Origin of the sequence: Stutzerimonas stutzeri (genome assembly GCF_002890895.1) — a bacterium.
In the GTDB taxonomy this organism is placed as follows: Bacteria; Pseudomonadota; Gammaproteobacteria; order Pseudomonadales; family Pseudomonadaceae; genus Stutzerimonas; species Stutzerimonas stutzeri_AB.
The window spans coordinates 325956-339189 of the sequence record NZ_POUL01000005.1 but is presented as its reverse complement, the minus strand read 5'-3'; the positions used below and the strand labels follow the sequence as shown (position 1 = coordinate 339189).

The following is a 13234-nucleotide window of genomic DNA, read 5'->3' as shown; positions in this document are numbered from 1 at the left end:
CCGCTCATAAACATTTCCGGGTAAAGGCCAGAACCTGACTATCAGCCACCGGAACCAGCTCCGGGTGCTGCCAACCGACCACCTCACCCGCGCCAGTGACCAGCAACCCTCCCGGCGCCAGGCGCTCGGCAAGACGATTGAGGATTTCGCGGCGGCGCCAGCGACGAAAGTAGATCAACAGGTTCTGACAAAAAATGACGTCCACATCGGACATTGGTGCACCGGCCAGCTCCAGCACGTTAAGTCGGGCAAAGCACACCCTCGCTGCCAGACTGGGTACCACCTGAAAACGATCACCCGCCAGTGGCTGGAAATACCGCTCGCGTAGGTCGGGCTCCAGATGTTCGAGTCGACGTAGACCATAGAGGCCCTCACGTGAACGGCTCAACGCACTGAGACTGATATCGCTTCCTATCACACCAAACTGTGTTTCGCCGTCGGTGCACTTAAGCGCCTCAGCTGCACAAATCGCCAACGAGTAGGTCTCCTCGCCGCTTGCACAACCAACGCTCCACAGCGACCAGGGCCGAGCAGCATTCCGCGACTCCACACGCTGCTGTATGTAATCGGAAAGCATTGCAAACGACGGCGGATGACGAAAAAAACGGGTCTCTTGTACAGTCAGACTGTCCATCAGAGTGGACCATTCAACAGCCCCTCGAGGACCGTCGGTGACCTGGCGGTAGTAGCTCGCATAATCCTGCGCCCCGACTTCGCGCATGCGGCGGCTCAGATTGGTCTGGAGAAAGATCCGTCGTTGCTCGGTCACAACCAGGCCAGAACGCTCCTCGAGCAGGGTCTGCCAGTCATTGAATTCCGCTGCCGACATATCAGCCAAGGGTCTCAGTGACCAATCAACACCTGGCTGCATACCCTGCCCCTTATCCATGAAATTCTACAGCGGCCCGTTTCAGGCCGCCGCGCTCTCAAATCAGGCCTGATCCTGCGTTTCCGGCAGAGTAAAGCCGGATACCGAATGCCGCATCTCATTGGCCATCTTGGCCAGGTTACCGATGCTCTTCGCGGTAGCTGTGGTACCGGAAGATGTTTGCGAGGTAATTTCCTGAATGACGTTCATGGTGTTGGAAATATGACCAGCCGACGACGCCTGTTGGCGAGCCGCGTTGGAAATGTTCTGGATGAGCGCCGCAAGGCTCTTGGATACCTTTTCGATTTCCTCCAGAGCGACCCCTGCGTCCTGGGCCAGGCGGGCACCTCGAACCACTTCGGACGTGGTCTGCTCCATCGAGATAACCGCTTCGTTCGTGTCTGTCTGAATGGTCTTAACCAGCGCTTCGATCTGCTTTGTTGCAGCAGAGGAACGCTCCGCAAGACGCTGTACTTCGTCCGCAACGACCGCAAAGCCTCGACCGGCGTCGCCGGCCATGGAGGCCTGAATTGCGGCATTCAGCGCGAGGATGTTTGTCTGGTCGGCGATGTCGTTGATCAGGCTGACGATATCGCCGATCTCCTGCGAGGACTCGCCGAGACGTTTGATTCGCTTGGAAGTGTCTTGAATCTGCTCCCGGATGTTATCCATACCGGTAATGGTGTTGTGCACCACCTCGTTGCCCTTGTTCGCGATCGCTACCGACCGCTCGGCTACCGCCGAGGATTCGGCGGCGTTAGCCGATACCTGGTCAATCGACACGGCCATTTCATTGATCGCCGCGGAGGCACCAGCAATCTCCTGAGCCTGATGCTCGGATGCTTCGGCCAGATGCATTGCGGTTGCCTGGGTTTCCTGGGCCGCACCGGACACCTGTACGGCGGTCTGGTTGATCGTTTCAACCAGGTCGCGCAACTGGTCAATGGAGTAGTTGATCGAGTCAGCGATAGCACCAGTGAAGTCTTCGGTAACAGTGGCGGCTACCGTCAGGTCACCGTCAGCTAGGTCGCCGATTTCGTCAAGCAGACGCAAAATCGCTGTCTGGTTACGCTCATTCTTTTCCGCGGTTTCGCTCAACCGACGACGCGTAACCTGAACCATGACCAGGCCGATCAGCAGAATCGAAGCCAGTGCCAATGCACCAAGGACATAGCCAGCGAGGGTATTGACGTAACGGGCTTCAGCACGATTTTGAAGCCCCTGGGTCAGCTCGGACGTTTTGTCGAGCAGCGTCTGCGAAACCTCGAAGATGCTGTTCGATGACTCACGTACCTGGAACAGTTCCGGTGAGGTTTCCAGAATCTCGTCTACCGATCCGGAAACGAACTGGAACAGCTCTGAAATAGCGGCCAACCGATCCAATGCTTCGACGTCGCTGACCCGGGTAATGCCCATGGCCTCGTTGCCTTCCAGCATGGCGCTGAGCACTCGACCGAACAGGCTGGCGTCGCGACCAAACATGTCTGCGGCCTGCACAGAGTCCTGATCACCGGAAAGCACCTTGTTGACCGACCCCAGGATACGTTCCGCGAGCAGCGATTGACGCTGGGCCACGGAAACCTGAGCGGCTGGAGCGCCACTTTCCAAAAGGATGTCCACGACCTCCTCATACTCAACCTGCAGCTGAGGGATCGTTTCGGCGAGGGTGGCTGCCACCTGATGCAAGGACAGTACTGTTTGTTCGCTGGCAAGGATCGCGTCGGTGTTCTGCCGCAGCGTATCCCAATCCTGCTGCACTGCCGCCACTTCGGATTGAAGCGCTTCCGGTACCGCAGGCAATCCGATGCGCTCATCGCCAACCGAGAGGTAGCTCCAACGCTCGCTAAAGTCATTGCGAGCATCTTTCAGCGAGTCGAATGCCTCGGGGGTACCGGTGGCCGCCTCAACCGCGTTCTTCGCGATGCGCTGGGAGAGAACTCGCAGCTCACCTGCGTGTCCAACGTACTCGTTATCGTAGTCGGCCTGTGTATTGATGTACGCGAAGTTCACGAACAGCAACACCATCGAGACGATCAGAAGGATAAACAGGCCGGCGATCAACGTATTGCTACGTACCCCTGCCAGCAATGCATTCGCGTTCATTTTTTTCATTTTTCCGGCCCCCGCCTGGACCACCTGTACGTTTCCTTCCAAGAACCAAAAGGCCGGCATCAGCCGACCCCACCTAAATCAATACGCCACGTCCAGAAATTTCTGGTGCGCGGCAAGCGCGTGCGGACTGAAAACCAGCCAGGGCTGCTCGCGCTGAAAGACACCGTGAATGAATGGTTGAATCGAGGCCTCGACAGGAGGCAACTGTTCGGAGAATGCATCTACCGGAAAATGCTGCATGCCGAACACTTCATCGACCGTCAGTCCCGCGAACACTTCCTGGTGGTCCACCACCAACACACGCCGCTGCTTGCGTAAAGGCGACAACTCGAGCCCTAGGTAGCCGCACAGGTCCATGACCGGCAAAAGCCTGCCACGGACGTTGGCCACTCCCTTTACCCACGCCTTCACACCGGGAAGCAGGGTATACCGCGGCTCATGGAGTATTTCGCCAACCTCTCCCATCGGAGCAACGAACAGTCGGCCTCCCATTCGGAAACCGATACCAGCCCATGACTGGATAGCTTCTTGCTGCAACGGCAATCCGGCAGCCGAAGCCCTGCAACGGCTGTCGATATCCAGAAGTCGCTGAAAAGGCGTAGGCGTATCCGACATGCTGGTAACTTCCTTCGTCCGAATCCCGAAACCGCTAATCAACCGGTAAGTACGGCGCTCAGGGTCTTCAGCAATGTCGCTTCGTCCACCGGCTTGGTCAGGTAATCTTTGGCTCCCTGACGCTTGCCCCAGACCTTATCGGTTTCCTGGTCCTTGGTCGTCACAATGATCACTGGAATGTGACTGGTTTCAGCATCTTTGGTCAGTTGACGAGTCGCCTGAAAACCGTTCAGGCCGGGCATGACGATATCCATCAGCACCGCGTCTGGTTTCTCCTGGCGCGCAAGCGCTACGCCATCGGCGCCGTTTTCGGCCTTGAGAACGACGTGCCCGTGCTTCTCCAGCATGGCCGTCAGCTTGTACATTTCGGTCGGCGAGTCATCAACAATCAGAACGCGAGCCATGGTTTCTCCGTAGGAAAGGCTTCAGCGGCACAATGGGCCGGACTTCAGGATACTTGCTCTACCGGTGCAAAGTCAGGCACATGTGCTTTGATAGCACCGAGCAATTCTTCTTTGCTGAACGGCTTGGTGAGGTACTGGTCAGACCCCACGATCCGCCCCTTGGCCTTGTCAAACAAACCATCCTTCGAGGACAGCATGATCACCGGCGTGGACTTGAACGAACTGTTGTTCTTGATCAGCGCGCAGGTCTGATAACCATCAAGCCTGGGCATCATGATATCGACGAAGATGATGCGCGGATGACTATCCGCAATTTTGGCAAGCGCATCGAAGCCATCCACCGCCGTGATCACATCACAACCTACTTTTTTCAGCAGCGTTTCGGCGGTGCGACGAATCGTTTTCGAATCGTCGATCACCATGACCTTCAAGCCCTCGGAGTGCTGTTCCATTTCGCCCTACCATCGCCTCGGTGAGTCGTAGTTTATCGTTATGTCAGTGCGCTGGAGGCCCTGTCATCGATGGGCTGCACCCAATCGCCGGACCTTTTTAGCACACTCCTCAAGTGCAAGCTATCTGCCGCCGGAGCAGCGGGATTTTCCTTGACCCAGCGCACAACCGCCGCCAATCTGCGTCGGTATTTCAAGCCTCTGGCAGCGCTTGCCTGCCCCTCGTTGGAGACCACCACATGACTGTTCGCGTCGGGATCATCATGGACCCAATCGCGCAGATCGCATTCAAGAAAGACAGCTCCCTGGCCATGCTGCTGGCAGCCCAGGACCGCGGCTGGACGATCTACTACATGGAACAACGCGATCTCTACCAGCTTGCCGGCGAGGCGCGGGCCCGCATGCGCCCGATCCAGGTCTTTAACGACCCCCAACGCTGGTACGAAACAGGGGAAGAAGTAGACAGCGCTCTTGCCGACCTTAATGTCATCCTGATGCGCAAGGATCCGCCCTTTAACAGCGAGTATGTCTACGCCACCTATCTGCTGGAGCTTGCTGAGCAGGCCGGCACGCTGGTGGTAAATCGCCCGCAGAGTCTGCGCGACTGCAACGAGAAGTTCTTTGCCACCCAGTTTCCGCAATGCACCCCACCGACCCTTGTCAGCAGGCGGTCCGACATTTTGCGGGAGTTTGCTCGCGAGCAGCGTGACATCATTCTCAAACCGCTGGATGAAATGGGTGGCGCATCGATTTTCCGCCACCGCGAAGGCGACCCGAATCTTTCAGTGATCCTCGAGGTACTGACCGAGCATGGCGGCCGTCAGATTATGGCGCAGCGCTACATTCCGGCCATCACGGAAGGCGACAAACGCATCCTGATGATAGACGGCGAGCCGGTGCCCTACTGCCTGGCGCGCATACCCGCAGTGGGCGAAACCCGCGGCAATCTCGCCGCCGGGGGACGCGGCGTCGCGCAGCCACTTTCTGAGCGCGACAAGGAGATCGCCGCGATTGTGGGGCCGGAGCTGCGCAAACGCGGGCTGCTTTTCGTCGGCCTGGACGTGATTGGTGAGTTCCTCACCGAGATCAACATCACCAGCCCGACCTGCATCCGCGAGATTGACAGCGCCTTCGATACCCGCATCGGCGAGCGCCTGATGGACGCCATCGCAGCAAAACTGAGCGAATCCAACGTTTAGCTCAAATGCGGTTGGCGCAGCGCCAACCGCCTCTCTTTCAAATTGCCTGCTGCGCTTCGGTCGACGCATCGTCGTAGCCACCCATCAAAGCTGCCGCCTGGTTCATAGACTTTTACAGTTACGCTGGGCAGACTGCGCGCACTTCAAGCCGACTGAAATGCGATGAACGCCGCTACACGCCAACCCTCTCTTGCCCCTACCGGAGTCCGTCCGGCAGACCGTCTCGGCTTTACGATATTTCTCGCAGCCGCGCTTCACGGTGCCCTGATTCTAGGGCTCGGCTTCACGCTCTCAGAACCAAAGCAGACCAGCAAATCGCTGGAGATCACTTTGTCCACGTTTAAGAGCGAAAACAAGCCGAAGGAAGCGGATTTCCTGGCTCAGGACAATCAGCAAGGCAGCGGCACGCTGGAGCACAAGGCCTCGCCAAAAACAACTGAGCAAGCGCCATTCCAGGACACCCAGGTACGCAAGGTCTCGCCCGCTTCGTCGCCCCCGCCAAGCAACCCTAGCGAGGCGCCCAAGACAGCCGTAGCGACGCGCTCCCCGCAACCTGAAAAGACACCGGCCAAGCCACAAAAGAACAAGCCGCAGCCACAGGCGCAACCGGCTCCCGTCTATGACAGTTCGCAGCTCAGCGCAGAAATCGCCAGCCTCGAAGCCGAACTTGCCCAGCAGGTCGAGCAATATGCCAAGCGGCCTCGTGTCAGCCGCCAGAACAGCGCTGCCACCATGCGCGACATCAGTGCCTGGTACCGCGACGAATGGCGCAAGAAAGTCGAGCGTATCGGCAACCTGAACTATCCAGATGAGGCGCGCCGTCAACGCATCTACGGGAGTCTGCGAATGTTGGTCGTGGTTGACCGAAACGGCGCGGTACAGGAGCTCCGAGTACTCGAATCCTCAGGCCAGGCGATGCTCGACGAGGCCGCCATGCGCATCGTCAGACTTGCGGCGCCCTTTGCGCCTTTTGCCGGCGAGCTGGCGCAGAACTACGATCAGGTCGAAATCATTCGAACCTGGCGCTTCGAGCGCGGCGATCGCCTGTCAAGCCGCTGACAAGGGACGCGGGCGCCGCGTCGGCTATCGCGTTTGGTGCAGCCGCTTCACGGCCCAGGCCGCAACGCTTAAGCTAGCACCCATGAACGCGACCTCGCCCAGCTACCTCAAGCATCACTTTCTAATCGCCATGCCACATATGGCGGACCCCAATTTCGCCCAAACCTTGATCTATCTGGTTGAACACAACCGGGATGGGGCGATGGGGCTCATTGTCAACCGCCCGAGCGGATTGAACCTGGCGGACATACTTGAGCAGCTCCGCCCGGAGCAACCAGGAAATGCCAGCAGCCAGCACCTGACGATCTTTTCGGGCGGACCGGTACAGACCGATAGAGGCTTCGTGCTGCATCCTGCCGATGCGCAATTCCAGGCAACACTTGATCTGGGCCCGCTCGGTGTGACGACTTCCCAAGATGTGCTCTTCGCCATCGCCGACGGCTACGGCCCAAAGCAGCAGTTCATTGCTCTCGGTTATGCGGGCTGGGAGGCTGGTCAGCTGGAAGCGGAGCTGGCGGAAAATGCCTGGCTGAGCTGCCCGGCGCAGCCTGAAATCCTTTTCGACCTGCCCTACGATCAGCGTTTGACGGCCGCTGCCGCATCGCTGGGTGTCGATCTCAGGCTGCTCAGCAGCCAGGTCGGCCACGCATGAGTACGCTGCGGCTACTGCTCGGCTTCGACTACGGCACCAAGCAGATCGGCGTCGCCGTCGGCCAGGCGGTGACCGGCCAGGCGCGTGAGCTCTGTGTGCTTAAGGCGCAAAACGGCGTACCTAATTGGTCACAGATCGAAGCGCTGCTACGCGAGTGGCAACCGGATGCGCTGGTGGTCGGCCTGCCTCTAAACATGGACGGCAGTAGCAGCGAGATGAGCGCTCGTGCAGAAAAGTTCGCACGCCGCCTCAACGGTCGCTTCAACCTGCCAGTGCATACTCATGACGAGCGCCTCACCACATACGAAGCCAAAGGCGAGCGCCTGCGTGGCGGTCAGAGCGGCGGTTACCGTGAACGCCCCGTCGATGCCCTCGCTGCGGCTCTTTTACTCGAAGGCTGGCTGAGTGCCCAGCAATCCGCCTGAAGCGGCCCCAGGAGAAATCATGACCCTGCCCAACCCCGACCAGTTGCTCCCGGAAATGGCTGCAACCCTGGATCAGCACCTCAAGAGCCGGAAGATAAGCGAGCCTCGTTTCATCGGCATCCGCACGGGTGGCGTCTGGGTCGCTCAGGCACTTCTTGAACAACGGGCGAAGAACGAAGCACTGGGGATACTGGACGTCTCGTTCTACCGCGACGACTTCACCCAGAACGGCCTGCATCCCCAGGTCCGCCCCTCGGAGCTACCATTCGAAATCGAAGGCCAGCATCTGATCCTGGTCGATGATGTGCTCATGAGCGGCCGCACCATTCGTGCAGCGCTGAACGAGCTGTTCGACTACGGCCGGCCGGCCAGCGTCAGCCTGGTATGCCTGCTGGACCTCAATGCCCGCGAGCTGCCGATCAGGCCGGACGTGGTGGGTGCCACACTCTCACTGGCGCCCGACCAACGGATAAAGCTCCTTGGCCCAAGCCCGCTAACGCTCGAACTCCAGACCCTCGCCTCCGCCAATTGAGACCCTCGCGATGACGCCTACCGACGCCAAGCGCCCGCTACAGCTGAACGATAATGGTCAGTTGCGCCATTTCCTCTCGCTGGATGGCCTGCCCCGTGCCCTGCTAACGGAAATCCTGGACACTGCCGATTCGTTCCTCGAGGTCGGCGCCAGAGCGGTAAAAAAGGTTCCGCTGTTGCGAGGCAAAACCGTTTGCAACGTGTTCTTCGAAAATTCGACGCGAACGCGCACCACCTTCGAGCTGGCGGCCAAGCGGCTCTCGGCGGACGTCATCACCCTGAGCGTCTCGACCTCCTCGACCAGTAAGGGCGAAACACTTACCGACACCCTGCGCAACCTCGAAGCGATGGCCGCCGACATGTTCGTAGTGCGCCACGCTGATTCGGGCGCCGCCCACTTCATCGCTGAACATGTCTGCCCGGATGTAGCAATCATCAACGGTGGCGATGGACGCCATGCGCACCCGACCCAAGGCATGCTCGACATGCTCACCATTCGCCGCCACAAGGGCGACTTCGAAAAACTCTCGGTGGCCATTGTCGGCGACATCCTGCATTCGCGCGTAGCCCGCTCCAATATGCTCGCGCTCAAAACACTGGGCTGTCCCGACATTCGTGTCATCGGCCCGAAGACGCTGCTACCCGTTGGCCTGGAGCAGTACGGCGTGAACGTCTACCACGACATGAACGAAGGCCTGCGCGATGTCGATGTCGTGATCATGCTGCGCCTACAACGCGAACGCATGCAGGGCGGCCTGCTGCCCAGCGAGGGCGAGTTCTATCGCCTCTATGGCCTGACCACCCAGCGCATGGCGCTGGCCAAAACGGACGCTATCGTCATGCACCCCGGCCCGATCAACCGCGGCGTCGAGATCGAATCGGCAGTGGCCGATGGTGCCCAGTCGGTCATCCTCAACCAGGTCACCTATGGCATCGCGATTCGTATGGCGGTGCTGTCCATGGCGATGAGCGGGCAGACCGCACAACGGCAACTCGAACAGGAATACGCGGCCGAGGAGCAGAACTGATGCCTACCCATATCCTCGGTGCTCGCCTGATCGACCCGGCCAATGGACGCGACGAAATCACTGATATTTACTGTCAGGACGGCAAGATCATCGCTCTCGGCCAGGCGCCTTCGGGATTCAGCGCGGCAAATACCATTGATGCACGCGGCTTGATTGCTGCGCCCGGCCTGGTCGACCTATCGGTGGCACTTCGCGAACCGGGCTATAGCCGCAAAGGCAACATTGCCAGCGAAACGCTTGCGGCAACCGCTGGCGGTATCACCAGTCTGTGCTGCCCACCTCAGACCAAGCCGGTACTGGACACCGCAGCAGTTGCCGAACTGATCCTCGACCGTGCTCGCGAGTCCGGCCATGCCAAGGTTTTCCCGATCGGCGCACTGACGCGCAACCTGGCAGGCGAACAACTATCGGAATTGGTTGCCCTACGAGACGCAGGCTGCGTCGCCTTTGGCAATGGCCTGGCCAATTTCACCAGCAACCGCAACCTGGGCCGAGCGCTGGAATACGCTGCAACATTCGACCTCACCGTTGTCATCCATTCTCAGGACAGCGACCTGTCCGAGGGTGGCCTGGCCCATGAAGGCCCGGCCGCGGCCTTTCTCGGCCTGGCCGGGATTCCCGAAACGGCGGAAACCATTGCCCTGGCGCGTAACCTGCTGCTGGTGGAACAAGCCGGTGTGCGCGCGCACTTCAGCCAACTCACCACGGCCCGCGGCGCCCAGATGATTGCCGAGGCGCAAGCTCGTGGCCTGCCGATCACCGCCGACGTGGCGATGTATCAGCTGATCCTCACCGACGAAGCGCTGCACGGTTTCTCAAGTCTCTACCATGTGCAGCCGCCTCTGCGCAGTGCCGGCGACCGTGAGGGCCTTCGTCAGGCGGTGAAGAGCGGTGTCATCTCGGTGATCTCAAGCCATCATCAACCGCATGAAGCGGACGCCAAGCAGGCCCCGTTCGGCGAGACCGAGGCGGGCATCAGTAGCGCTGAGATTCTCCTGCCTCTCGCCCTGACGCTGGTTGAAGACGGCCTGCTGGACCTGCCGACCTTGCTGGCTCGCCTGAGCAGCGGCCCGGCCGCGGCGCTGAAGCTGCCGGCCGGCCAACTGTCGATTGGTGGAGCCGCGGATTTGGTCCTTTTCGACCCTAGCAGTTCGACCTTGGCCGGCGAGCGTTGGCACTCGAAAGGCCGCAATTGCCCGTTCATCGGGCATTGCCTGCCCGGGGCCGTGCGCTACACCCTGGTTGACGGCCGTGTCGCTTTCCAAGGCTAGGCCGCTCACACAGCCGTTCGCAGCCGAGCAGGGCTGCGAACGGAAAACGTCTAATTAATGCGTTTTTCCATATTCTGCATCGACACCTGGCTATTCAGCGTCCAGAAGTCATAAAGGATGCCGACGAAAAACAGCCCACCGGTGCAAAGATAAATCAGCCCGGTGATCCATTTGCCCTGGTACATCCGGTGCACGCCGAATATCCCCAGAAAGGTCAGCAGAATCCAGGCGACGGTGTAGTCGATCGGACCAGGCTGGAACCGCATGTCCGCTTCACGATCCATTGACGGAATCAGGAACAGGTCGATGATCCAACCGACAAAAAACAATCCGAGCGTGAAAAACCAAATGGTGCCGGTGATCGGCCTGCCATAGTAGAAGCGGTGCGAGCCAAGAAAGCCGAAGATCCACAAAAGATAGCCAATCAGGGTGCTATGGGTGTTTTGACGCATCTGAGCCTCGCAGTCCGGTTTGGGTATTTCGTGAGCTTATCCGATTCCCACTCAATTGCAGCGCCTGCCGAGCGGACACCACGCACCTGAGCCGCCATGATACTGTATATCCAACCAGCATCATGGTGATCTATGCAATTGATCGAGAAGCTCAGCGTCCTGGCCGACGCCGCTAAATACGATGTGTCCTGTGCCAGCAGCGGCGCGCCCAAACGCAGCTCAAAAGGCCGCAGCGGACTTGGCGCCACGGATGGCATGGGCATCTGCCACAGCTTCACGCCGGACGGTCGCTGCGTCGCGCTGCTGAAGATCCTGCTGACCAACTTTTGCCTGTACGACTGTCAGTACTGCGTCAATCGGCGCTCCAGCGATGTTCCGCGGGCACGCTTCACTCCAGAAGAAGTGGTAACGCTGACACTGGACTTCTACCGCCGCAATTGCATCAGCGGCCTGTTTCTCAGCTCCGGGATCATCCGCTCGGCGGACTACACCATGGAGCAGCTCAACCGTGTGGCCAGGCTGTTACGCGAAGAGCACGAGTTTCGCGGCTACATTCATCTGAAAACGATTCCCGATGCCGACCCGCAACTTATCGCGGAGGCGGGCCGTTACGCTGACCGCCTCAGCGTCAATATCGAACTGCCGACCGAGGCCAGCCTGATCCGCCTGGCGCCAGAGAAACAGGTGGTGACCATCAAGCAGGCGATGCACGCCATTCATGAAGGCGAGACTGAAGCCAAAGCAGAACAGCGCGCACCACGCTTCGCACCGGCCGGTCAGAGTACGCAAATGATCGTCGGGGCTGACGCCACCGATGACAGCACCATTCTGCACACCGCCCAATCACTGTATGGCGACTTCAGACTGCGGCGCGTCTATTACTCCGCCTTCAGCCCCATCCCACACAGCCCCAAAACCGTGCCGTTTGAGGCACCGCCACTGCTGCGCGAGCATCGCCTGTACCAAGCGGACTTCCTGATGCGCGGCTATGGCTTCAAGGTCAGCGAATTGCTGGCGGGCCCAGGCAACCTGCCGCTGGACATCGATCCGAAGCTGGCCTGGGCGCTGTCCAATCGTGAGCATTTTCCAGTTGACCTGAATAGCGCCGAGCCGACACTGATCGCGCGCATCCCCGGTATCGGGATCCTGAACGCCAAAAGGCTGGTCGCCCTGCGTCGGCAGAAGCGCATCCGCTTCGAAGACCTGACACGGCTTCGCTGCTCGCTTGAAAAGGCTAAACCCTTTGTCATCACACAAGACTACCGACCAAGCCTTGCCAATCGGGAGTCTGCGACCTTGCGCCGGAGCCTCAGTGACGGCCCGGTACAAATGGGCCTGTGGTGATGCAGGTGCGGTTTGATGGGAGCTTTGATGGCTGGCGCGACAGTGCCCGTGAACTGCTCCAAAGCGGCGTCGCGCCGCATCAAGTCGAGTGGCTTGGCAAGGACGAACTAGGTGGCTTGTTCGATGAGCCAGATACGTCCGGACCTGTCGATGCCGGACCGCCAGTTCGCATTCCGCGACAGCTGATCGAAGAGCTCGAAAGTGCTGCCCGCTTTCGTACGGCAGATCGGTGGAGCTTGCTGTATCGCGTGCTCTGGCGGGTCGCAAAAGGCGATCAAACAGCCAGGCTGGTCGGCGACATCGACGGAACCGAGCTGCACGCACGGATCAAGGCCGTGCGCCGTGAAGCGCACCACATGCATGCCTTTCTGCGGTTCAGCCCGACAGGCTGCGGCGAGTCGCCGAACTATGCCGCCTGGTTCGAGCCTGCCCATGATGTTCTCGTAAGTGCAGCACCACACTTTGCAGAACGGATGGGGCTAAATTCCTGGCTGATCGCAACGCCAATCGATGCGGTGCTTTGGGATGGAGTGGTCATGCACCATGCCGCCGCGTGCCCGCCCGCCTGGCGACGGCTTGCGCAAAATGCGCAGGATCCAGGGGCGGAGCTGTGGAAGACCTATTACGAAAGCACCTTCAACCCAGCGCGGTTGAACCGCAACGTCATGGAAAGCAACCTACCGGTCCGATTCTGGAAGAACCTGCCGGAGGGCGCCCTGATTCCTCAATTGATGAGCCAAGCGCGCGCCGGAGCACAACGTGACGGTCAGGCCGAGCGCGTGGCCAACCAGCCAGGCAAGCGAATCAGCCGGCCTGGCTAGCCAT

General features: G+C 59.6%; 15 protein-coding genes. 9 read left to right on the top strand and 6 right to left on the bottom strand.

Annotated features, from left to right (window positions below):
* Positions 1-4: 4 nt before the first annotated feature.
* The 5 genes from CXK96_RS12040 to pilG form a co-directional block, all read right to left on the bottom strand.
* On the bottom strand, positions 5-871 hold the full coding sequence (locus CXK96_RS12040; RefSeq protein WP_102836677.1) for a CheR family methyltransferase: 867 nt from the start codon (positions 869-871) through the stop codon (positions 5-7).
* A gap of 60 nt (positions 872-931) precedes the next feature.
* Positions 932-2980, bottom strand: a complete 2049-nt coding sequence (locus tag CXK96_RS12035) for a methyl-accepting chemotaxis protein (protein WP_102836676.1) — start codon at positions 2978-2980, stop codon at positions 932-934.
* Between the two features lie 78 nt (positions 2981-3058).
* Positions 3059-3595: a chemotaxis protein CheW gene (locus CXK96_RS12030; RefSeq protein ID WP_102836675.1), complete on the bottom strand. Its 537-nt coding sequence runs from the start codon at positions 3593-3595 to the stop codon at positions 3059-3061.
* 38 nt (positions 3596-3633) lie between these two features.
* A complete protein-coding gene (gene pilH / locus CXK96_RS12025) occupies positions 3634-3999 on the bottom strand; it encodes a twitching motility response regulator PilH (RefSeq protein WP_102836674.1) in 366 nt (121 codons plus the stop codon).
* Positions 4000-4043: 44 nt separating this feature from the next.
* Positions 4044-4451 carry a twitching motility response regulator PilG gene (gene pilG, locus CXK96_RS12020; protein ID WP_019339789.1) on the bottom strand — a complete coding sequence of 136 codons (408 nt, stop codon included), beginning with the start codon at positions 4449-4451 and terminating at the stop codon, positions 4044-4046.
* Positions 4452-4687: 236 nt separating this feature from the next.
* Here pilG and gshB point away from each other — a divergent pair, with 236 nt between their 5' ends.
* The 7 genes from gshB to CXK96_RS11985 all read left to right on the top strand — a co-directional run bounded on the left by gshB (position 4688) and on the right by CXK96_RS11985 (position 10613).
* Entirely contained in the window at positions 4688-5647 is a 960-nt protein-coding gene (gene gshB / locus CXK96_RS12015; RefSeq protein ID WP_102836673.1) for a glutathione synthase, read from the top strand.
* Between the two features lie 162 nt (positions 5648-5809).
* Positions 5810-6706: an energy transducer TonB gene (locus CXK96_RS12010; RefSeq protein WP_102836672.1), complete on the top strand. Its 897-nt coding sequence runs from the start codon at positions 5810-5812 to the stop codon at positions 6704-6706.
* 82 nt (positions 6707-6788) lie between these two features.
* On the top strand, positions 6789-7358 hold the full coding sequence (locus CXK96_RS12005; RefSeq protein WP_102836671.1) for a YqgE/AlgH family protein: 570 nt from the start codon (positions 6789-6791) through the stop codon (positions 7356-7358).
* Positions 7355-7783 (top strand): Holliday junction resolvase RuvX, encoded by a 429-nt coding sequence (ruvX, locus tag CXK96_RS12000; protein WP_102836670.1) that lies wholly within the window; start codon positions 7355-7357, stop codon positions 7781-7783. The genes CXK96_RS12005 and ruvX overlap by 4 nt, the downstream gene beginning before the upstream one ends.
* A 19-nt stretch (positions 7784-7802) precedes the next feature.
* On the top strand, positions 7803-8315 hold the full coding sequence (pyrR, locus tag CXK96_RS11995; protein ID WP_102836669.1) for a bifunctional pyr operon transcriptional regulator/uracil phosphoribosyltransferase PyrR: 513 nt from the start codon (positions 7803-7805) through the stop codon (positions 8313-8315).
* A gap of 10 nt (positions 8316-8325) precedes the next feature.
* Positions 8326-9342 (top strand): aspartate carbamoyltransferase catalytic subunit, encoded by a 1017-nt coding sequence (locus tag CXK96_RS11990; protein ID WP_102836668.1) that lies wholly within the window; start codon positions 8326-8328, stop codon positions 9340-9342.
* The gene (locus CXK96_RS11985; RefSeq protein WP_102836667.1) at positions 9342-10613 is read left to right on the top strand and encodes a dihydroorotase; all 1272 of its coding nucleotides are present in this window, start codon (positions 9342-9344) and stop codon (positions 10611-10613) included. Before CXK96_RS11990 ends, CXK96_RS11985 begins: the two co-directional genes overlap by 1 nt.
* Positions 10614-10663: 50 nt before the next feature.
* Here CXK96_RS11985 and CXK96_RS11980 read toward each other — a convergent pair whose 3' ends face one another.
* Positions 10664-11065, bottom strand: a complete 402-nt coding sequence (locus tag CXK96_RS11980) for an NINE protein (RefSeq protein ID WP_102836666.1) — start codon at positions 11063-11065, stop codon at positions 10664-10666.
* Between the two features lie 132 nt (positions 11066-11197).
* Here CXK96_RS11980 and CXK96_RS11975 point away from each other — a divergent pair, with 132 nt between their 5' ends.
* Both CXK96_RS11975 and CXK96_RS11970 read left to right on the top strand, forming a co-directional pair.
* Positions 11198-12409 carry a putative DNA modification/repair radical SAM protein gene (locus tag CXK96_RS11975; protein ID WP_102836665.1) on the top strand — a complete coding sequence of 404 codons (1212 nt, stop codon included), beginning with the start codon at positions 11198-11200 and terminating at the stop codon, positions 12407-12409.
* Complete coding sequence (locus CXK96_RS11970) at positions 12406-13230, top strand: TIGR03915 family putative DNA repair protein (protein ID WP_102836787.1); 825 nt, start codon at positions 12406-12408, stop codon at positions 13228-13230. Before CXK96_RS11975 ends, CXK96_RS11970 begins: the two co-directional genes overlap by 4 nt.
* The last annotated feature ends 4 nt before the right edge of the window (positions 13231-13234 follow it).